Raw genomic sequence first — 20859 nt, 5'->3', positions numbered from 1 at the left:
ATGCAATATCGGAATCAGACCCTTGAACCCCTCATCACCTAGAATTAAACCAGTCCAACTTTCGGGGGCCAGTTCACACCACGTGGGAGGGGCTGTGCACGCCAATCACTAATTTTGAGGATTGGACCAGCGTCATCGCTCAGGCACAGCTGGCACACGTCTTGGTCTAGATTCGGCCTTGCGGGCAGGTACCGAACGGGCAGGTACCAAAAATAAATATCGTTCGCCCCGCGTGCGCTAACCAGATATACTTGCGCGGCTAACCCCCCCCCCTATCAACCCCGAAAGAAGCGCAGGTTTATGGATCTAGTCCGAATCCTCTTCACCCGCTCGGCGCCTTATACGCTCTACGTCATAGCGGTACTTATCCTGCAAGCGCTGTCCACCGCAGCGACCCTGTATCTGCCCTCCTTGAACGCCAAGATCATTGATGAAGGCGTGTCCAAGGGCGATATCGACTATATCTGGCGCACCGGCGGAATCATGCTCATCGTAGCCTTTGTCCAGGTCATTACCGCCATCGGCGCGGTGTGGTTCGGCAGCCGCACCGCCATGGGCGTGGGGCGGGATTTGCGCAGCGAGGTCTTCCGCAAGGTCACCAGCTTCTCCGCAGAAGATATGAGCGAGTTCGGCACGCCCACGCTTATTACCCGCGGCACCAATGACGTGCAGCAGGTGCAGATGGTCTACATGATGATGCTGAACTTCATGGTCACAGCACCCATTATGTCCATAGGCGGCATCATCATGGCCATCCGCGAGGACGCCGGACTGTCCTGGTTGGTCTGGGTTTCTGTCGCGGTTCTGCTTGGCACCATCTCCGTCCTCATCGCGCGGCTTATGCCGCTTTTTCATTCTATGCAGGACAAATTGGACACCATCAACGGCACCTTGCGCGAGCAAATCACCGGCATCCGCGTCGTGCGCGCCTTTGTGCGCGAGGCTTATGAAACTGAGCGTTTTACCAAGGCCAATAAGGACATTACCCAGCTTTCGCTGAAAATCGGCCAGCTTTTTGTCCTCATGTTCCCGATTATCACCGTCATTTTGAACGTGGCCACGGGCGCAGTGCTGTGGTTTGGCGGCCAGCGCGTGGATGCCGGGCTTGTCGATGTCGGCGGGCTCACCGCTTTCCTGCAGTACCTGCTGCAAATCCTCGCCGCGGTCATAATGGGCACGTTTATGGCGATGATGCTTCCGCGCGCCCTCGTGTGTGCCCGCCGCATCACCGGCGTCTTAAGCCACAAGCCTTCCATTACCCCGCCGAAAGATACCGTCACCCCGGCGACCAATTCCGGCACGGTGGAATTTCGCAATGTCAGTTTCTCCTATGCCGGGGCGGATGCCCCAGTCCTAGAGGATATTTCCTTTACCGCCACTCCCGGCACCACCACCGCGATCATCGGTTCTACCGGCGCGGGCAAGACCACGCTGCTTTCCCTCATCCCGCGCCTGTACGTCCCGAGCGCGGGCGAGGTGCTTATCGATGCCACTCCCACAACCTCCCTCTCCCGCCCGGACATCGTCAGCCGCGTTTCGCTCGTGCCGCAAAAGGCCTACCTCTTTAGTGGCACGGTGGCCTCCAATCTGCGGTTGGGCCGCCCCGAGGCCACCGATGATGAATTATGGGAGGCGCTGCGCGTGGCGCAGGCGGACTTCGTCGATGAATTAGACATGCCCATCGCACAGGGCGGCACCAATGTATCGGGCGGGCAGCGCCAGCGCCTCTCCATTGCCCGCATGCTCGTGGCTAAGCCGCGCATTTATCTCTTCGATGATTCCTTCTCCGCGCTGGATGTGGTTACGGATGCCAACGTGCGCGCCGCCATGCACAAGTCTTTTGCCGAGCGCGGCGAGGACGTCACCACCATCATAGTCGCCCAGCGCGTGGCCTCCATCCAGGATGCCGATCAGATTTTGGTCATCGATAAAGGACGGATTGTCGCCCGCGGTACCCACACTGAGTTGCTGAAATCCTCGGGCGTGTACCAGGAAATCGTTGAATCCCAAGAAACCGCCGGAGTAGCTGGAGGAGAGCACTAATGGCCAAGGACACCACACACAACTCCTCCGCTGAGGACGCCGAGCTCCAGGAGCTTGAGGCTAAGGTCGCCGCCGATGAATGGTCCGGTTCCGCGCCCCGCCAGGCCAAGAATTTCTGGCCCTCTGCTAAACGCTTGCTACTACTTCTCATGCCCTATAAGCGGCTGCTAGCGGTAGTGGCGGCGATGAACATAGTCTGCGTCTTCCTCGCGGTCTTCGCACCCAAGGTCTTGGGCGATGCCATGGACGTCATCTTCTCCGGCGTTATCTCCCGCGAGCTGCCATCTGGTATCTCGGCGCAGCAAGCCATCGACGGCATGCGCGCCCAGGGCCAGGATCAGGTGGCCGATATGGCCTCCGGCATGGACTTCACTCCCGGCGAGGGCATCGACTTTACCCGCTTGGGCACGCTTATCATCGCGGTGATCGCGATGTACATCGTCTCTGCCGCCTTCGAGCTCTGGCAAGGGCTCATCTTAAACCGCCTGACCGTCGACACGGTCTACGAGCTGCGCCAGCGCGTAGAGGCCAAGGTGCATGCGCTGCCGTTGAATTACTTCGATTCCCACCAGCGCGGCGATATCCTCTCGCGCACCACCAATGACATCGACAATGTGCAACAGGCCCTCCAACAGGCACTCTCCCAGCTGTTTTATAATATCCTGATGATCCTGGGCATCACCGTGATGATGTTTAGCATCTCTTGGCAGCTTGCCCTGGTGGCACTCTTGGCGCTGCCGCTGACCGCGCTGATCATCGGGGTCATTGGCGGACGCTCGCAACGCCAATTCAAAACCCAGTGGCGCGCTACCGGCCAGCTCAATGGGCAGGTGGAGGAGTCCTTCTCCGGCCGTGATCTGGGCGTCGTCTTTGGCCGCACTGAGGATATGACGCGCCAATTTGATGAGCGCAATGACGAACTCTTCCGCTCCTCCGCGCTGGCGCAATTCCTCTCCGGCATCATGATGCCCATCATGCAATTCGTGTCCTACTTGTCTTATGTGGCCATCGCCGTCCTCGGCGGCCTGCGCGTGGCCAACGGGCAGATGACCCTGGGCCAGGTCACCGCCTTTATCCAGTACTCCCGCGAATTTAACCAGCCGTTGGGCCAATTGGGCGGCATGATGCAACAGGTGCAATCCGGCGTGGCCTCTGCCGAGCGCGTCTTCGAGTTCCTCGACGCCGAAGAGCAAACGTTGGAGAACACCAGCGATGAGCTAGCCGGCCGAGCCCGCGGCCGCGTGGAGTTTCAGGACGTTGACTTTTCCTATTCGCCGGAGAAGGAACTTATTACCGGGCTCAACCTGCGCGTGGAGCCGGGGCAAACCGCGGCGATCGTGGGCCCTACCGGCGCGGGCAAGACCACCATGGTCAACCTGCTCATGCGCTTTTATGACATCGATTCTGGGCGCATTCTTATCGATGGCCACGATACCGCCCACATGCCCCGCACCGCCCTGCGCTCCCAGGTGGGCATGGTGCTACAAGATGCCGTCCTCTTTGAGGGCACCATCATGGACAATATCCGCTACGGCCGGCTTGATGCCACGGACGATGAGGTCATCGCCGCGGCCAAAGCCACCTACGTGGATCGCTTCGTGCACTCCCTGCCGGAGGGGTATGACACCGTCATCGACCAAGATGGCGGCGCCATCTCCGCCGGTGAGCGCCAGCTGATTACCATCGCTCGCGCCTTTTTGGCCCAGCCCGCATTGCTCATCTTGGATGAGGCGACCTCGTCCGTGGATACCCGCACCGAGGTACTCGTCCAAGACGCCATGAATGCCCTGCGCGCTGAGCGCACCTCCTTCGTCATTGCCCACCGCTTGTCCACCATCCGGGATGCTGATCTGATCTTGGTGATGGAAAACGGGGGCATCGTCGAGCAAGGCTCGCACGAAGAACTACTGCGCGCCCAAGGCTCTTATTGGCGCCTGCACCAATCGCAGTTCAACAAGGCTTAAAGGGAAGCTGCAGCGTGGTTACTTCACGTTGAGCTGGACTTGCGGGGCGTGCAAATTAGCGCCCTGCAGGTTGACCAGCTCCATGGTGACATCTTGCAGCGAAATGTGCTCCATCAGAACGTTCGGGATAGGAGCATCGGGCACCACGTGCGGGTCAGGAACGCCCAATTGATCAAGCACCGCGTTGAGATCGCCGTTGGATAAATCGACGTTTACCGGGATGGTGGGGTGATCCACCACCGCGGGTGTTGTCTGCAGTCCAGTGGTCAGGACGGTGACCGGCCCGTCCGTGACGGTGGTTTCCACGTCACCAGTGGTTAGCTTGCCTTGTCCCATAGCTGCGGGCAGGGTCAACGCCAGGTTTCGCGCGGCCAACTTGTCACCTACGAGTTTCAGCGCTCGTTGCTCACCCTGTGCGGTAGGCACAGTGATAAGCGAGGCGCTTACGTTCCCAGTCAGGGTGACATTATCAGCAGTCACCGTGCTGAGTTCAGATTGCGCTAAGGCCAAGCCTTCCTGCGCACGGGTTTCCTCAGGTTGGTTCACCGCACACACCGCTGTAAAAGCGCAGAGCACTGCGAGCGCACTACCTTTTACCACACGAGCAGAGCGACGACGCGGTAGTGAGCTCAGCCTGAATAGCTTCATGCTGAAACCGCCAGTTCTTTGGCCTGGGACTTTTTCTTCTTCTTGTGCTTCTTAGGAGACTTCTGGCGCTCCTGTGGCTGCCAGGCAAATGCGAGCGCACCACCGATAATGCCCAAAAGGCTACCAATCACGAAGCCGCCCAGGTTTGTGGTGGGAAGCGCGATGATTGCTACCAAGATGGCTAAAACACCCAGGTAAGACGATGTCTCCTGCCTAAACCAAGATCCAAAGCCGAACATGATTAGTGCCGCACCAATAAGAAGCGTCGAAACGCCAGACACCGTGGAAATCATGACCAGCAGATCAGAAATGCGCACAGTAATATAAGCCGGCGCTGCGATGGCGATGCCGGACAAGATAAGCAATAAGCCACCCGCGAACGGACGACGCTTGCGCCAGTGTTTAAACCGCTGCCACCAGCTTTCTTTAGGGGCCACTCGGGTGACGGCTTTGTCATTTTTGTTATTCGCTGCGGAATCCTGCGGTTCATTAGCACTTTTTACCGCATCCGCTACCGACTGCGATGAGTTCTCTCCATCGCTTTCCGCCGCAGCCGTTGCTTCAGCACCAGCATCAGCGGTGCCGTCGGCCTTCGTCTCCGCAGCACTAGTGTGATCGGTGCCAGCGGCGGCCTCGCCAGCGGCATGTCCGGCCGGCTCTTGGGAAGAATCTTGGGCGCTGCGTGCAGCTTCGCCGTTATCGGTACCGGTTTCGTTCACCGCAGGCATGCGCAAAGTCTCATCATCAGAAGACTTAGCAGCCATTGTTGTTGCTTCCCCTCTTCACCGTCACATTCACACCAGAGGCAGCGAGCCTTTCTGCTCCCACCGAGGTAGTACGAATATCATCCGCGCTCAGGGTCACCTTCTGCGCGTACAATCCCCACGAACCTGGATCTGCCCTGTCATTGACCTGGCTAGCATCAATACCCACGTTGGCGTTCGTCAGATCCAGCTGACCCTTAATGTCGGTAGCACCAACCAAAAGGTTCTCTACCTCCACACTGTCATCACCATTCGCACGGAGGGCGAAGGTGGTCTCGCCAATCCCTGGGACATCAGGAAGGTTGGCGGACAGGCACAAGTTGGAGGCCACGGCGTGCTCAAACTTCAAACGCGCGGCGGGGATGGTTTCTTCTCCCATCTTGTCCCTATCAACAAAGATCGACAATCCTTCGCCCTCCAGGTGGCTCATGTTCACCTTAAAGAAGGTTCCTGAAAGTGCGATATTGGCGGTCAAGCCGCCTTGGGCTACCGCAAAACCTGTTACACCAAAAGCTGCAAGCCCGGCAGTCAGTGCGGTTGCAAACTTTGGAATACTAATCCTGCCCATGAAGGAACCTTTCTGTGGAATTGAAAAGGCGGGGTCCCTGCCTGTTTTAGCGGCATCCCCCGTCTACGGTGAATTTTCAGCCCACTCTTTACCGCGGCCAGAGATTTACAGGCCGAGGATGAGTAATAGACCTACGCAATCCACTGATTAAATGAGCTTGAACACACGTTAACACTACCTGAGACACATCACACAAAAAGGGGTGCAATTAAATGCGCCCGCAACGGTGTAGTCCAGATCATATGTTTAATGAAGACTATCGCACCCCCTGCCATTGTCAACTTCCGATCCCCCGCTAAACCTGCAGCGCACAAAGTTACACCCCCAAATTTGTGCGCCATGTAATAGATGTGCACCGGTGTGTGTTACGCTACACAACCAACAGATTTTATCGACTAAGGAGGGTCGAATTGTCCAACTCACTGAAACCCGAAAATACACAGGCAAACGAAGAAAATACCCACATTGATTCCCCTCAGTCCGGTGCAGAAGAAGTAAACGCTCAGGACAAGAAGGAAGAAAAGCGCGAACTGCGCCGCGCTCCTTTGGGCCCGGATTCCCTGTTGTGGAAGTGGGGCTCGGATAACCGCCTGCAGCTGCTGCGTGGCTACACCGGCATTTTGCAGAATATGCACCCCGCGATTGGTCAGTCCCTTTTGGACCACTCGAAGTTCTTCGACGAACCTTTCGCCCGTCTGCAGCGCTCTACGCCGCAGATTATTGAGTCCATCTACGATGATGGGGACATCGGTGAGCGCATTCGCGACTACCACGTCACCATTAAGGGCACGCTGCAAAATGGCGAGCGTTACCACTCCTTGAACCCAGAGACTTACTACTGGGCACACGCTACCTTCGTCTACCGCGTTATCTACGCCCAAGAGCTCTTCGGCACCCCGTTCACCAAGGAAGAGCGCGACCAAATCGTTCGCGAGGGCGTGACTTGGTGGGATAAGTACGGCATGTCTGAGCGCCCGGTCATTGATAACTACGATGACTTGATCAAGTACATGGATGAGATGGCAGACACCGTGCTTGAGCGCAACGAGACCGTTGACTTCGCACTGCGCACCGCACGCGTAGAGCCGGTCAAGGCTCCGGAAGGCGTTCCAGAGGCCGTATGGAAGGTTATCTGGAAGCCCATTATGCGCAGCGCCATCTGGTTGACTGTGGCTACCCTGCCGCAGAAGTACCGCGACATCTTGGAGCTGAAGTGGACCAAGCGCGACCAGAAGCGCTTCGACCGCATCGCTAAGTCCGTTCGCTTCATCATGGACCACCTCCCAGAGGATAAGCGCTACATGGAGCCGGGTCGTTCCTTGATGATCAAGAACGGGATGATCGAGGGCAAGTACAAGGAGCCGAAGAAGATCCAAGGCTACAACGCCACCCAGGCTAAGGACTCTGCTGCCACCGCGGAATCTACCGACAAGCCGGATTCCGATGATGCAGTAGCCGCACGCCGTGCAGCCGGCTGCCCGTTCTAAAACATACCGGCTTCCTTATTGTTCGTGAGCTTTTTAGCTCACGAACCTTTTCATTGATCTTTCTGGAGCGTGCATTACATGTCTTTACCACGCCGTCTACAAGAACGGCCCTTGCCACAGCAATTACTAACTGAGCTACAACATCTCACCACTAACTACTCCACCGGTTCGCTGGATAAAGGCGAACGCAAAGCGGTCCACTCCCCCTTATTTGAAGAAGAATTAGGCTGGGTTGGAGTAGGTTCCGAAGAAGACGTAGATGAAGCTTTCCGCCGTTCGCGTCAGGCCCAAAAGGCCTGGGCCGATACCGACGTTAAACAGCGCGTAAAGGTAATGAAGCGCTTCCACCACCTCGTGGCTAAACACCGCGAGCTGCTTGCGGATTTCATCCAATTGGAAACCGGCAAGGACCGCACGGCCGCCTTTGATGAGGTACTCGACGTACTAAATAACGCGCGTTATTACTCAAATAATGCGCCAAAGCTATTGGCCACCCAGAAGCAGCCGGGCGCATTTCCGCTCATCACCAAAACGCACTTGCAGCGAGTTCCTAAGGGCGTTGTGGGGCAAATCAGCCCGTGGAACTATCCATTAGCATTGGGCATTTCCGATGCCGTTGCGGCACTGCTTGCCGGCAATGGCGTTGTGGCCAAGCCCGATGGATCCACCCCGTTTTCTAACCTGATTTCCCTCTACCTCTTGAAGGAAGCAGGACTGCCGAAGGATTTGCTGCAGATCGTTACCGGCTCCGGTCGAGTCGTTGGCTCAGCCATCTCCGAACACTGCGATTACCTGATGTTTACCGGTTCCACCAAGACCGGCAAGATTTTGGGCGCCACCGTAGGCGAGCGCCTCGTCGGATACTCCGCAGAACTGGGTGGTAAGAACCCGATGATCATCGCGCCGGATGCGGACATCGACAAGCATATTGACACCATCGCTACCGCTTGCTTTTCCAATTCGGGCCAGCTGTGCGTGTCGATTGAACGCATCTACGTCCCCGATGCCATCTTCGATCAATTCATTACCGCATTCCGCCGGGCAACCGAATCCATCAAACTTGGTTCCGGTTTGAACTGGGACTACACGATGGGTTCACTCATCGGCCAAAACCAACTAGATGTGGTGCAGCACTTTGTCGACGATGCCGTAGATAAGGGTGCCACCGTTATTACCGGCGGCAAGCCCCGCCCGGATATTGGCCCCTACCACTTTGAGCCCACGGTTCTCACTGATTTGGCAGAAGGCACCGAGCTTGCAGAGCAAGAGGTCTTTGGCCCCGTGGTGTACGTGCAACGCGTGCGCGATGTCGAAGAGGCCATCGAGCAGGCGAATAAATTGCCCTACGGTCTGAACTCCTCTGTATTCGGCCAACCCGAAACCGCGCAAGGCATCGCTGAGAAAATCGATGCAGGCAGCGTGACCATCAATGACGGCTACGCCTCCACGTGGGCCTCAATTTCCACCCCGTTGGGTGGCGTCAAGGAGTCTGGCGTTGGTCGCCGCCATGGCCACGAGGGATTGACCAAATATACGGAAGCAAAGAATATCTCCTCGCAAAGGATCATGCCGATGCGCGGACCAAATTGGCTTCCCAATAAGTACTACGGCACCCTGCTGAGCTCCGCGTTGCGCTTAGGAAAAGCCTTGCGCTTCCTCCCCTAAGCACTGCGCAGCGTAACCAGCCACCTTTTAAATTCAGTAACTCACTTCACATTCAATGGGTATGTGTGTACGATCACAACATATTCACGAATTGTGTCCTCTGGGAATATAAACTGCACAACACACAGCGGCCAGTAAGCGCCCTGTGAAACTCGAAAGGAACAGTATGTTCAAGCCATACCGCCGACCGACTGTCGCAGTGGTTGGTGCCGGAGTAGCCGGATGCGCCGCGGCTTCTGAATGCGCATTCTCTGGATTCGACACCGTTCTTTTTGAACAAGAACCATACATCGGCGGCCACTTCAATTCCGCTGAAGCCACCGAGGTTTCCCGGAAGTACCACTTCCGTACCCCGTACCTCCGCCTCACCAAAACTGATGGCTCGCCAGCTTCTGTAGTACGCCACCTTGAAGAGGCTGTTGCTGCCAGTGGCGCCGAGTTCCGTGGTTCCACTGCCGTTACGGGTGCCGAATTCGACCGTGCAGAAGGCAAATGGGAAATCTCCTACCTCGGTGATTCTGGTCAGGAAACCCAAGCTTTCGATGTGTTGATTCGCGCCACCGGTGAGGAATCCCCGTGGATTTCCGTTCCGGGACGGTCAAAGGCCAGCGTCGATGACATGTACCTCCACCACGGTGTAGAGGTATTTGGGCTGCCTAATGCCCTCTTCGTTGACGGCCCCACCCCGCGCGACTCTTACCTCAAACGTCGCCCACTGGCTGTCATCGAAGCCCGCGCCGATCACTGCCGTCGTTACGTCCGCCAGCTCGAGATTCGTGGACCAGGAGAACTAACCGTCAAGCACGATAAGTGGTTGGTTCAGCCCGGTACCGTACGCGGAATCCGCGAAGTGCTCGCAGGGTTCGATGCACCGGCCCATGATTTCAAGCGAGCATCCAACTATGCCCCTGAGTCCTCCTCGTCTGAACGCCAGAATCAACAAAAGTCCGCTACTGCCCTTAAGGAGGCATAATGACTACTCTGAGCAATCCTGAAAGCACTGTAAACGACAAGCACACCCAGACCGCAGATAACAATACCGATAACCTGCCTGAGCTGGGCCCAGATTCCATCCTGTGGCAGCGCTTTGGTGACTGGCGCTCCGCATTCGTCGCACTGTCTGCTGGTCTTTTGCAGATTGCCCAGCGTGACGTCAGCCGGTCCCTGGTGCAGCACTCCAACGTTTTTGATAACGAGGTTGCACGCTTGGTTCGCTCCGCCTTCCCGATCATCCGCACGATCTATGAAGGCCCAGAAGTTGGCGTCATGATTCGTGACTTCCACAAGGACATCAAGGGCACCCACCCAGATGGAAGCCGCTACCACCCGCTGAACCCGGATGTTTACTACTGGGCACACGCCACCTTCGCTGCAATGCCGTACCAGCTGGCCGGCAACTTCATGGATCCTTTGACCCCAGAGGAGCGCGAGCAGCTCTTCCAGGAGACCCGTACCTGGTACACCTTCTACGAGGTTGCAGAGCCCGACGATGCGCCAAAGACGTACGCTGAGTTTGAAGAGTACGTGGACAACATGATCGATACCCTCGATATCAGCGAAACCATCGAGCGCTCCCGCATCATCAACGGCCTCACCCTCGACACCCCAGATCCCAAGGTGCCCAACTGGCTGTGGAAGCCCATTGCACCTTACGCATCCCGCCTGCTGTTGTGGGTTGCTATCGGCATGATTCCGGACAAGCTGCGCAACAAGCTTGGCTGGGAGTGGACCAAGAAGGATGAGCGCAAGCTCAAGATCTTCTCCCGCGCCGTCCGTGGCGTCTTCTCCGTCCTTCCGCGTAAAGCACGCATGGTTCCTATTGCTACCCGCGCCTTTGAGAAGGCGGAAGCTGAAGGCGGTTTCCACTACTAAGGCCTTTACCCCTTCACTCATAGTTACTGAATACTGACTCCCACGATTACACCTTGAGGCCTTAAGGTAGATAACAACGTGGAGCATCAGTAGTGAAGGAGCACGAATGACAACCGTGTCCGGTTGGATTGCTATAGCCACATCGATTCCGGTGTGGCTATACTTTTTCGCCCGCATAGGCGCGCTCATTAAGTTCATCCGCGCGGGCGGGCCAACCCAACTAGAGCGCACCAATAGCCCCGTAAAACGCCTCGGGCGCGTGCTGGCAGAGGTCTTCGGCCACACCCACTTCAAGGGAAAACCATTGGTCAATGCTGCCCACTGGGCGGTCATGGTGGGCTTTTTATTCGGCATCCTGGTGTGGTTTGAGGCCTATATTCAAACCTTCGCCCCGGATAAAGGGTGGCCCGGCTTAAGCACCTGGCCGGTGTATCACTTTGTGGAAGAAGTACTTGGCATCGGCACGGTGCTGGGCATCTGCTTCCTCATCGGCGTGCGCCTGAAACTAGGCGATACCGAGCGCGGCAGCCGCTTTTTCAACTCCCAAACGGCAGCGGCCCGCTGGGTGGAGGCCATCGTTTTCATCGAGGGCCTCAGCATGCTCTTGGTCAAAGCCTCCAAAATCGCAGCTTTTGGTGGAGGTTCCGCAGTCGCGGACTTCTTGACTATTCATTTAGCTAAGGCACTGCCTGAATCCCCGGCACTGGTCAGCTTCTTCGCCTTGGTCAAGCTGCTATCCGGGCTCCTTTTCATCTTCTTTATTTCCCGCAAGTTCCAGTGGGGTGTCATGTGGCACCGCTTCATGGCCTTTTTCAATATCTTTTTCCAGCGCAATACCTCTGGGGAAAAGGCGCTCAAATCCCTGCCCACCCCGGATCTGGAAGAAGACATCACCCCAGGCAGCTGGAAGATGCTGCTGGATTCAACCGCCTGCACCGAGTGCGGCCGCTGCCAAGAGCTGTGCCCGGCCTGGAATACCGATAAGCCACTGAGCCCCAAAAAGGTCATGATGGACTTGCGCCAAGGCGCGCTAGATAATTACAACCCGCACGAGGGCCTCGATGTGCTCTCGATGGCTGGCGTCATTGACGATGACGTCCTGTGGTCCTGCACCAACTGCGGTGCCTGCGTGGATCAGTGCCCCACCGATATCGAGCACATTGACCATATTGCAGACCTGCGCCGCTTCAAGGTTTTGGCAGAATCCGATTTCCCATCGGAGCTTACCGGCCTATTTAAGAACATGGAGACCAAGGGCAACCCCTGGGGCCGCAATAATTCCGAGCGCCGCGCCTGGATTGATGAGGCGCGTGCCGATGGCATCGAGGTCCCCATCATTGGCGAGGATGCCGCGGACTTCTCCGATATGGAATACCTTCTCTGGGTAGGCTGCGCCGGCGCTTATGATGACAATGGCCGCCGCACCATCCGCGCCGTCGTGGATCTTCTCCACACCGCCGGCGTGAAATTCGGTGTGCTTTCTACTGGTGAGACCTGCACCGGCGATCCCGCCCGCCGCGCCGGCAACGAGTTTTTGTTCCAGATGATGGCGCAACAAAACGTTGAAACACTCAACAACGCTTTCGAGGGCGTGCCGGAAGGCCAGCGGAAAATCATCACGACCTGCCCGCACTGCTTTAATACCATCCGCAATGAGTACCCGGACTTTGACGGGCATTTCGATGTCTTCCACCACACGCAGCTGCTCAACCGCCTGGTGCGCGAGAAACTGCTGCAGCCGGTTCCGCGCACCCCGGAAAACCGCAAGCCCATCACCTACCACGATCCGTGCTTCTTGGGCCGCCACAATAAGGTCTTCGATCCCCCGCGCGAGCTTCTCGAGGCCACGGGCGTGGAGCTGCGCGAGATGGACAAGTCCCGCGATGAAGCCTTCTGCTGCGGCGCTGGTGGCGCGCGCATGTTCATGGAAGAAAAGCTGGGGTCTCGCATCAATGGGTTCCGCACGGAGCAGGCACTGGAGACCGGCGCCGAGGAAATCGCCACCGGGTGCCCGTTCTGCAATGTCATGATGACCGGCGGTGTGAAGTCTTTGGCCGCCGAGTCCACCCCCACCACCCAGGTCAACGACGTGGCCACCATGCTGCGCAATTCCATTTCCCTGGATGACAAGGGCACCCTTCCAGAACCCCGCCCCAAGGCGTTCTTGGGCACCCCAGTGCGCCACCGTGCGGCTTCAGCTACCACTGCCGCTGAATCCCCCACGGCGCCCGCGCTTGCCGATGCCCCATCCTCCACCAATACCCCCACCGCTACTACGCCACCTGCCGCGCCCTCCGCGCCTTCTGCTCCTTCGGCACCGGCGGCTCCAAGCGCGCTCTCTGCCCCAGCCACACCCTCTGCTCCGACGGCACCGGCGGCCCCCAATGCTGGGGCTCCATCCGCGCCAAAGGCTCCTTCTACCCCGGCTGCCCCCAAGGCCCCTTCGGCACCCAGCGCACCGAGTGCTCCCTCCGCGCCTAGCGCGCCAACCCCACCGGGTGCTCCCACGCCGCCAAAGGCTCCCAAGGCCCCTGCCGCTCCGAGTGCTCCTCCGGCACCGAGCGCCCCGGCGGCTCCGAGCGCTCCAGCAGCACCAAGTGCTCCGGCAACTCCAGGTGCCCCGACTCCGCCGGCTGCACCTAATGCCAAGGCACCCGCGGCACCCCAGCCGCCTAAGGCCCCGCAGCCACCCGCTGCTTCGCAAGCACCAACTACGCCACAACCACCTGCAGCTCCACAGCCACCAAAGGCTCCGCAAGCTGCCAAGGCGCCACAGGCTCCAGCAGCGCCAAAGCCACCGCAGGCCGACAAGAAACCCGAGGCAGCGGCACCACCCGCGCCTCCTGCTCCGCCGGCATCGGCCATGCCGCCCGCTCCGCCGGCACCACCGGCACTACCGGCGTCATCGGAAAGCGCAGAGGCTCCCAAGGCCCCCAAGCCACCGGAGCCGCCGAAGGACGCGAATACCGAGTAGGCATGTGCAGGGGTGAGTGCGTACGCTGTGATTCATGCAATTAGATGTGGGATGGGCTGCGGATACTTTTGTTCTGGCAGCAGGTGCGACGGAAAACACCACTAGCCTCGTTTCCTTTGCCTGGATCATGCTTGCGGCGCTACTGGCGCCCATAGTGTCGTTCATGTTGGGCAATCGGCTGCCAGCCGTTGCCCTTTTGATCATCTTTGGCATGGTCATCGGCCCATCGCTTTTGGATGTCGCGCATGAGGATGCCGGCATCAGCATGCTGAAAGAGCTGGGTGTCGGTGCGCTCTTCTTGCTCGCCGGTTTTGAAATCGAGATTTCTACGCTCAAGACCAAAGAAGCGGGAACTGCGCTGTCCACCTGGCTTATCTGCCTCGTGGCCTGTGGTGTCGGTGCGTACTTCTTGGTCGATAATGTCCCGGGTGCCATCGTGGTGGCGCTGGCGCTAACGTCCACGGCACTGGGCACACTTCAGCCCATGTTGAAACAGGATCGCGTGCTCGAGACCAAAGTGGGCAAATCGGTCATGATTCACGGTGCTATTGGTGAGGTCGCCCCCATTACCGCGATGGCCCTGCTGCTTAGCACGCGCTCCACGTGGACCACGCTGCTGATTATGCTCGCGTTCATTGGCATCGCCGTGGCTGTTGCCATCATGCCGGCGGCCATTGCAACGACGATTCCGTGGGTTAAAGCGGCGTTTATCTCCGGTGCAGGGTCCACCAACCAAACCATTTTGCGCCTTATCATCCTGATCCTTGCCACCCTCATGGCCGTCACGGCGGTCTTTGAACTAGACATCGTGCTGGGCGCCTTCGCCGCCGGCATCATCTTGAACCGCATCATTCCGGATGAGTTCCATCGCCGGCTGGAGCACCGCCTCGATGTGGTCTTCCACTCCATGCTCATCCCGGTCTTCTTCGTGGTCTCTGGTATGACGATTAACTGGGATACCATCGCTAATAACCCAGGGAAGGTACTGGGCATCCCGGCGCTTATTCTCGTTACCCGCGGCCTGCCGGTATTCCTGCGCGAGAATGTGGGTCACACCGGCTCCGAAATTGAAACGGTGCGCGAGCGCCTGCAGGTCAGTTTGTACACGGCTACCGGCCTGCCGATCATCGTTGCTGTGACATCGCTGGCGGTTAATTCCGAATTGATGAAGCAAGAAACCGCCTCGATCTTCGTTGCAGGTGGCGCGTTGACCGTTGCCATCTTCCCGTTTCTGGCCAACTTGGTGGGAAGGAAAGACTCCAAGACGGTTGATGAATCCGACCCAAAGAAGAAATCGGATTCTAACGAGGACGACAAGGAAGAAGAGTCCCAAGAACTCTAATCTTTTACTCCGCACTAGAAGCTATGCCCTGCCACCGCGGCAGGGCATATTCTTTTTGAATCAGCTTGTCTATTATGGTGATTGTGACTAATAGCTACGGACCCTCCCCCTATGACCGGACACTGCGTCTATCTGATTCAGAGCGCAACGATGCCCTGACGGATCTAGCCCGCGCAGTGGGCGAAGGCCGCTTATCGATGACCGAGTTTGAGGAGCGCTCCGATAGCGTCATGCAGGCCGTTACCCACAAGGACCTAGCACCAATTTTCAGCGATATCCCTGCGACCGGATCGCAAGAGGTAAAGATCTACTCCCAAGGCGATGTGGACCGCGCCGTTAATGCCGCGAAGAAGCCCCGCGTCGCTACCGCCCTGACCAGCTCGATCATTTTGATCGCGGCATCTCCTACTCTTGTCATGCTCAGCGCCACCATGAATAGCCCCTGGTTGCTGGCGGGTGGCGCCGTAGCCGCAGCGCTCATTCCCATCGTGTGGATCCTCTTGTACGTGGCCAAGGTGGGCCCGCAATCGTGGCATGCCCCCTCGGTGCGGCAGATTGAGCGCCAACAGCAGCGCGAGATCCGTGCGCTGACGGCACACGAGCGGGCGCACCAAAAAGAATTAGAAAAGAAAAAGTGGGCCGAGCGCCGCCAACAGGCCGGTGAACTTACTGGTCAGGCTATGGAAATGGCGAAGAAGCAAATCAACAAGTGGAATAATAAATAGCGCTGAGGCGCGCTGCAATATTTCTTAACGCTGTGAAAGATGGCACAATATTGCCATGACTTCTCCCAAACCCCGCATCTTTGACCAGTCCGAAAAATTAAAGGGCATCGCTTACGATATTCGCGGTGAGGTCTCAGCGGAAGCGGAGAGAATGGAACTGGATGGCCACACCATCCTCAAGCTCAATACGGGCAACCCCGCCGTCTTTGGCTTCGATGCACCCGATGTCATCATGCGCGATATGATCAGCGCCTTGCCCACCTCCCAGGGCTATTCCACGTCCAAAGGCATTAGCTCGGCCCGCCGGTCCATCGTCACGCGCTATGAGCTCGAGGACTTCCCACCTTTTGATATTAACGATGTCTTCTTGGGCAATGGCGTATCCGAGCTCATCACCATGACCACCCAGGCGTTGCTCAATAATGGCGATGAGATTCTCATCCCGGCGCCGGATTACCCGCTGTGGACGGCAGCAACCTCGCTGGCCGGTGGCACACCAGTGCACTACCTATGCGATGAGGAAGATGAATGGAATCCGTCTATCGAGGATATTAGATCCAAGGTCACCGAAAAGACCAAGGCCATCGTGGTCATCAACCCGAATAACCCAACCGGTGCGGTGTACTCGCGCGAGGTCCTGCAACAAATCGTGGATATCGCGCGCGAGCACAACCTGCTCATCTTGGCCGATGAGATTTATGACCGCATCCTTTATGACGATGCGAAGCATATCTCCATCGCCTCGCTGGCCCCCGATCTCTTGACCTTTACCTTTAATGGCCTGTCCAAGGCCTACCGAGTATGCGGCTACCGCGCGGGCTGGATGGTCATTACGGGTCCGAAGCATCATGCGCACGGGCTCATTGAGGGACTCGAATTGTTGGCCGGTACCCGCCTGTGCCCGAATGTTCCCGCGCAACACGCCATCCAAGTGGCGCTGGGCGGCCGCCAATCCATCTTCGAGCTCACTGGGGCCGGGGGACGATTGCTGCGCCAACGCAATATCGCCTATGACAAACTCAACGAAATTCCGGGTGTCTCCGCAGTAAAGCCGAAGGGCGCGCTGTATCTCTTCCCGCGCTTGGATCCCAATGTCTATGACATTCACGATGATTCCAAACTCATGTTGGACATCCTCAAGGCGGAAAAGATCCTCATGGTCCAAGGCACCGGTTTCAACTGGCCGCACCCGGATCACTTCCGCGTGGTCACGCTGCCCTGGGCTTCCCAACTGGAAAACGCCATCGAGCGCTTGGGCAATTTCTTGGTGAGCTACCGCCAATAGCACCCCAGCAGGCGATTGGTAATTGCAGTAATAATCGTTCACAATACACCGTATGGGACGGCATTCCTCGGTTTCTAATTCCGCATCGGGCTCGGCTTCGCGGCATCGGCAAGCGCAGCGTCGATCTGGGTCCAGCGGGCACGCGCCAGGCCAGTCGGCGTTGGAACGCCTACATCCACGTCAGCTGGCGCAGGAGGTATCCGGCCACCCGTGGCGCGTTGGTCTGGTCACCGCCATCGGCGCGGCCCTCATCGCCATGCTGATAAGCCTCGTCCTGCTCTGGCCGTCTAGTGCCGCCTCTAGCCACACCTCGGAGGAGTTCGAGTCCACCTACGCGTTGAATCACCCGCAGGTGGAAGGCACCGTGGAGAAGACCGATCATTCGGCATGCCAATCGGAGCAGACCGGCTTGGCCTTTGATACCCCGCCGCTTATTCCGGAAAAGGAAGAAGTGGACTGCGACCAAGCGCTGGTGAAAATCACCTCCGGCGAAGATGAGGGAAAGATGACCCAATTGGTCACCTTCGGCAACGCGGGCGACCCAGAATTACAGCCAGGCGATAATATTGTGCTCTCCAAGGCCACCGATCCCACCGGGTCCGTGTCGTATGCCTTTGCCGACTATCAGCGCAGCAATAGCCTCCTCCTCTGGGGCGTGGTCATCGCGATTGTCATCATCGCTTTCGCGGCGTGGCATGGGGTGCGCGCGATCATCGGTTTGGGGCTAAGCCTTGGCATCGTCTTCAGCTTCCTCATCCCAGCGCTCGTCGCGGGCACCAATCCCCTGTGGGTGGCGCTCGCCGCCTGTACCGCCATCATTCTCCTCGCCGTGCCCCTCGTCCACGGCGTGAATTGGAAATCCGCTTCCGCGGTGGGCGGTTCCCTGACCGCGCTTGCCATCGCCGCGTTCCTTGCATGGGCAGCCATCGACAGTTCGCAACTACAAGGCTATAGCTCCGAAGATAACCTCAAGCTGCTGTTATATATGCCCAAAGTTTCCATCTTGGGCGTGCTGCTGTGCGGTTTCGTCGTGGGCGCGTTGGGCAGCCTTGCCGATGTCGCCATTGCCCAAGCCTCCACCATCACCGAGCTGCACGAATCCGATCCCGCGGCCACCCCGCTCGAGCTTTTCTTATCCGCCATGAAGGTCGGCCGCGACCACATTGCCTCGATGGTCTATACCCTCATTTTGACCTATACCGGCGCCGCATTGCCCCTACTCCTACTCATCACCGCAGCCGAACGCCCCGCGGGACAAATCCTCAGCAGCGATCTCGTCGCCACCGAGCTCCTGCGCTCCGGCGTCGGCGCCATGGCGCTGACCCTCGCGGTGCCGATTACGACACTGATTGCCGCGTTTACGGTCCCGTCACGCCCCCGCTAGAGCGTGCGGCCCAGCGCCTGTATCTTCCAGCCGGCGTTGGACCAAGCCGCAACGTCGAGCACATTGCGGCCATCGATAATGTGCTTATTATCTACGAGCTCGCCGGCCTCATTCGGGTCCAGAACCTTAAATTGCTGCCATTCGGTGGCCAGGATGACCAACTCCGCCTCCCGCAAGGCGGATTCCGTATCGGCGGCATAGTCCAAGGTGGGAAAAACCTTCTTGGCGTTGTCCATACCCTCAGGGTCATAGACGGTCACCGCAGCACCCGCCAAGGACAAGGACCCAGCAACCGAGAGCGCCGGCGAATCGCGTACATCATCCGAATTGGGCTTAAAAGCACAGCCCAGCACGGTAACGCGGTGGCCCAAAAGCGAGCCATTGAAGGCTTCTTTAGACAGGTCCACCATGCGGTCGCGCCGCCGCATATTAATCGCGTCCACCTCTCGCAAAAAGGTCAGGGCCTGATCGGCGCCGAGCTCACCGGCGCGCGCCATAAAGGCGCGAATATCCTTAGGCAGGCAACCACCGCCAAAGCCCAGGCCCGCGCCGAGGAACGTGCGGCCGATGCGCTTGTCTATGCCAATGGCATCCGCCAGCGCCACCACATCCGCCCCCGCGATCTCACAAATCTCAGAGACCGCATTGATAAAGGAAATCTTGGTGGCCAAAAAAGCATTGGCGGAAACTTTTACCAGCTCTGCGGTCTGCAGATCGGTCACGATGAAGGGTGTATCCTGCGCTAACGGCTGCGCGTAGATCTCACGGGCAAGCTCCTCCGCACGAGATTCCGATTCACGGGTTCCAATCACGATGCGGTCCGGGGTGATGGTGTCGTGCACCGCATAACCCTCGCGCAAGAATTCCGGGTTCCACGCGATTTCCACGCGGGTTCCCTCGGGCGCCAAACTATCCGCCAGTTCTTGTAGTTCGGCCGCCGTTCCTACCGGAACGGTGGATTTGCCAAAGATGACGTGCTCCCCGCGCAGCTTGGGCACCAAGTCCGTGATAACGGACTTAACGTAAGTCATATCCGCCGCATAAGAGCCGCGGCGCTGCGGGGTTCCCACGCCGAGAAAGTGCACGTTGGCGAATTGCGCAGCCTCGTCATAATCCGTGCTAAACCCTAAGCGCCCAGCATCAATATTGCGCTCGAGCACCTCCGGTAGCCGCGGCTCAAAAAAGGGAACCTTGCCCGATTGCAAGACGGAGATTTTATCCTCGTCTACATCGACGCCTAAAACTTCATGCCCCAATTCCGCCATGCAGGCGGCGTGGGTGGCACCCAGGTAACCGGTGCCAATAACAGTCATCCGCATAAAACCTCATCCTAGAGATTTTATGTAAATACCAGATTAATCCCTGCGGAAGTTCAGGTAAGACTTTGATGGCGTTGGGCCGCGCTGACCTTGGTACTTCGATCCCAAGGCACCCGTGCCATAGGGGCTTTCCGCCGGCGAGGTCATCTTAAAGATGGCCAACTGGCCCACCTTCATCCCCGGCCACAGCGCAATGGGCAGGTTCGCGGTATTGGAAAGCTCCAGGGTGATGTGCCCGGAAAAGCCGGGATCGATAAAGCCCGCGGTGGAGTGGGTCAATAGCCCCAGCCGCCCCAGCGAGGACTTGCCTTCCAACCGTCCGGCCAAGTCAGCCGGGAGGGTGAATTTCTCCAGCGTGGCGCCAAGGACAAACTCGCCGGGGTGGAGAATGAAGGATTGATCCTCTTCTACTTCCACCAACGTGGTAAGCTCCGGCATCTCCGCCTTGGGGTCAATGTGCGTATAGCGGGAGTTATTGAATACCCGGAAATACTTATCCAAGCGCACGTCAACGGAAGAAGGCTGGATAAGCTCACTATCAAAGGGGTCGATGCCCAGCTCTCCGGAATCAATGGCGGAACGAATATCACGATCTGAAAGAAGCACGGACCCGATTCTACTCAATCGCCTGCCCAAGGTGTATAGTAGGGAAAGCGCATTTAGCGCAGTGCCGACGTAGTTTAATGGTAGAACTGCAGCTTCCCAAGCTGCTGGCGCGGGTTCGATTCCCGTCGTCGGCTCCATGTCATGAGTCGCGACATGCTTGACAGGTCAGTCGCGACATCGTTGACAAACCGGCATCTCAGTCGTTTTTGTTCT

The 20859-nt window shown here is 58.0% G+C and carries 16 protein-coding genes and 1 tRNA gene; 12 read left to right on the top strand and 5 right to left on the bottom strand.

Annotation, left to right across the window (positions count from 1 at the left end):
- Positions 1–300: 300 nt before the first annotated feature.
- Together ABRP64_RS10830 and ABRP64_RS10825 are read left to right on the top strand one after the other, a co-directional pair.
- Positions 301–2043: an ABC transporter ATP-binding protein gene (locus ABRP64_RS10830; protein ID WP_349866425.1), complete on the top strand. Its 1743-nt coding sequence runs from the start codon at positions 301–303 to the stop codon at positions 2041–2043.
- Positions 2043–4007: an ABC transporter ATP-binding protein gene (locus ABRP64_RS10825; protein WP_284785721.1), complete on the top strand. Its 1965-nt coding sequence runs from the start codon at positions 2043–2045 to the stop codon at positions 4005–4007. Before ABRP64_RS10830 ends, ABRP64_RS10825 begins: the two co-directional genes overlap by 1 nt.
- A gap of 18 nt (positions 4008–4025) precedes the next feature.
- On the opposite strand, the gene ABRP64_RS10820 is transcribed toward ABRP64_RS10825, so the two are convergent.
- From ABRP64_RS10820 to ABRP64_RS10810, 3 genes are all read right to left on the bottom strand, one after another.
- The gene (locus ABRP64_RS10820) at positions 4026–4553 is read right to left on the bottom strand and encodes a hypothetical protein (RefSeq protein ID WP_284770407.1); all 528 of its coding nucleotides are present in this window, start codon (positions 4551–4553) and stop codon (positions 4026–4028) included.
- A gap of 98 nt (positions 4554–4651) precedes the next feature.
- The gene (locus ABRP64_RS10815) at positions 4652–5419 is read right to left on the bottom strand and encodes a DUF6114 domain-containing protein (RefSeq protein ID WP_284770406.1); all 768 of its coding nucleotides are present in this window, start codon (positions 5417–5419) and stop codon (positions 4652–4654) included.
- Complete coding sequence (locus tag ABRP64_RS10810; RefSeq protein ID WP_284770405.1) at positions 5409–5987, bottom strand: DUF6230 family protein; 579 nt, start codon at positions 5985–5987, stop codon at positions 5409–5411. The genes ABRP64_RS10815 and ABRP64_RS10810 overlap by 11 nt, the downstream gene beginning before the upstream one ends.
- A gap of 410 nt (positions 5988–6397) precedes the next feature.
- Here ABRP64_RS10810 and ABRP64_RS10805 point away from each other — a divergent pair, with 410 nt between their 5' ends.
- From ABRP64_RS10805 to ABRP64_RS10765, 9 genes are all read left to right on the top strand, one after another.
- Entirely contained in the window at positions 6398–7474 is a 1077-nt protein-coding gene (locus ABRP64_RS10805; protein WP_284770404.1) for an oxygenase MpaB family protein, read from the top strand.
- Between the two features lie 78 nt (positions 7475–7552).
- Positions 7553–9139, top strand: a complete 1587-nt coding sequence (locus tag ABRP64_RS10800) for a succinic semialdehyde dehydrogenase (protein ID WP_284783107.1) — start codon at positions 7553–7555, stop codon at positions 9137–9139.
- A gap of 166 nt (positions 9140–9305) precedes the next feature.
- Positions 9306–10112, top strand: coding sequence for an NAD(P)-binding protein (locus ABRP64_RS10795; RefSeq protein ID WP_284770402.1), 807 nt, complete (start codon positions 9306–9308; stop codon positions 10110–10112).
- A complete protein-coding gene (locus ABRP64_RS10790) occupies positions 10112–11011 on the top strand; it encodes an oxygenase MpaB family protein (protein ID WP_284770401.1) in 900 nt (299 codons plus the stop codon). Before ABRP64_RS10795 ends, ABRP64_RS10790 begins: the two co-directional genes overlap by 1 nt.
- 106 nt (positions 11012–11117) lie before the next feature.
- Positions 11118–13985, top strand: a complete 2868-nt coding sequence (locus tag ABRP64_RS10785) for a (Fe-S)-binding protein (protein WP_349866424.1) — start codon at positions 11118–11120, stop codon at positions 13983–13985.
- Positions 13986–14019: 34 nt separating this feature from the next.
- Positions 14020–15327: a cation:proton antiporter gene (locus tag ABRP64_RS10780; protein ID WP_284770399.1), complete on the top strand. Its 1308-nt coding sequence runs from the start codon at positions 14020–14022 to the stop codon at positions 15325–15327.
- Positions 15328–15401: 74 nt separating this feature from the next.
- Positions 15402–16052: a DUF1707 SHOCT-like domain-containing protein gene (locus ABRP64_RS10775; RefSeq protein WP_349866423.1), complete on the top strand. Its 651-nt coding sequence runs from the start codon at positions 15402–15404 to the stop codon at positions 16050–16052.
- A gap of 55 nt (positions 16053–16107) precedes the next feature.
- Positions 16108–17337, top strand: a complete 1230-nt coding sequence (locus tag ABRP64_RS10770) for a pyridoxal phosphate-dependent aminotransferase (RefSeq protein WP_284796897.1) — start codon at positions 16108–16110, stop codon at positions 17335–17337.
- 223 nt (positions 17338–17560) lie between these two features.
- The gene (locus tag ABRP64_RS10765) at positions 17561–18721 is read left to right on the top strand and encodes a YibE/F family protein (protein ID WP_502880539.1); all 1161 of its coding nucleotides are present in this window, start codon (positions 17561–17563) and stop codon (positions 18719–18721) included.
- On the opposite strand, the gene ABRP64_RS10760 is transcribed toward ABRP64_RS10765, so the two are convergent.
- Together ABRP64_RS10760 and dcd are read right to left on the bottom strand one after the other, a co-directional pair.
- Positions 18718–20040, bottom strand: coding sequence for a UDP-glucose dehydrogenase family protein (locus ABRP64_RS10760; RefSeq protein ID WP_284770396.1), 1323 nt, complete (start codon positions 20038–20040; stop codon positions 18718–18720). The genes ABRP64_RS10765 and ABRP64_RS10760 overlap by 4 nt on opposite strands.
- Positions 20041–20076: 36 nt before the next feature.
- A complete protein-coding gene (gene dcd, locus ABRP64_RS10755) occupies positions 20077–20646 on the bottom strand; it encodes a dCTP deaminase (protein WP_284630788.1) in 570 nt (189 codons plus the stop codon).
- Between the two features lie 63 nt (positions 20647–20709).
- Here dcd and ABRP64_RS10750 point away from each other — a divergent pair.
- Positions 20710–20783: transfer RNA gene (locus ABRP64_RS10750), tRNA-Gly, on the top strand.
- Positions 20784–20859 lie beyond the last annotated feature (76 nt).

The sequence above is a fragment of the Corynebacterium sp. KPL4015 genome (assembly GCF_040225725.1).
In the GTDB taxonomy this organism is placed as follows: domain Bacteria; phylum Actinomycetota; class Actinomycetes; order Mycobacteriales; family Mycobacteriaceae; genus Corynebacterium; species Corynebacterium rhinophilum.
Note: the sequence above shows the minus strand (reverse complement) of the source record. Positions and strands in the feature narration are given on the sequence as shown.

Bases quoted from the DNA above. Each gene is read 5' to 3' on its own strand.
- ABRP64_RS10775 (WP_349866423.1), top strand. From the start codon at position 15,402: ATGGTGATTGTGACTAATAGCTACGGACCCTCCCCCTATGACCGGACA.
- ABRP64_RS10795 (WP_284770402.1), top strand. From the start codon at position 9,306: ATGTTCAAGCCATACCGCCGACCGACTGTCGCAGTGGTTGGTGCCGGA.
- ABRP64_RS10780 (WP_284770399.1), top strand. From the start codon at position 14,020: ATGCAATTAGATGTGGGATGGGCTGCGGATACTTTTGTTCTGGCAGCA.
- ABRP64_RS10785 (WP_349866424.1), top strand. From the start codon at position 11,118: ATGACAACCGTGTCCGGTTGGATTGCTATAGCCACATCGATTCCGGTG.
- ABRP64_RS10800 (WP_284783107.1), top strand. From the start codon at position 7,553: ATGTCTTTACCACGCCGTCTACAAGAACGGCCCTTGCCACAGCAATTA.
- ABRP64_RS10760 (WP_284770396.1), bottom strand. From the start codon at position 20,040: ATGCGGATGACTGTTATTGGCACCGGTTACCTGGGTGCCACCCACGCC.
- ABRP64_RS10790 (WP_284770401.1), top strand. From the start codon at position 10,112: ATGACTACTCTGAGCAATCCTGAAAGCACTGTAAACGACAAGCACACC.
- ABRP64_RS10830 (WP_349866425.1), top strand. From the start codon at position 301: ATGGATCTAGTCCGAATCCTCTTCACCCGCTCGGCGCCTTATACGCTC.
- ABRP64_RS10815 (WP_284770406.1), bottom strand. From the start codon at position 5,419: ATGGCTGCTAAGTCTTCTGATGATGAGACTTTGCGCATGCCTGCGGTG.
- ABRP64_RS10825 (WP_284785721.1), top strand. From the start codon at position 2,043: ATGGCCAAGGACACCACACACAACTCCTCCGCTGAGGACGCCGAGCTC.
- ABRP64_RS10770 (WP_284796897.1), top strand. From the start codon at position 16,108: ATGACTTCTCCCAAACCCCGCATCTTTGACCAGTCCGAAAAATTAAAG.
- ABRP64_RS10810 (WP_284770405.1), bottom strand. From the start codon at position 5,987: ATGGGCAGGATTAGTATTCCAAAGTTTGCAACCGCACTGACTGCCGGG.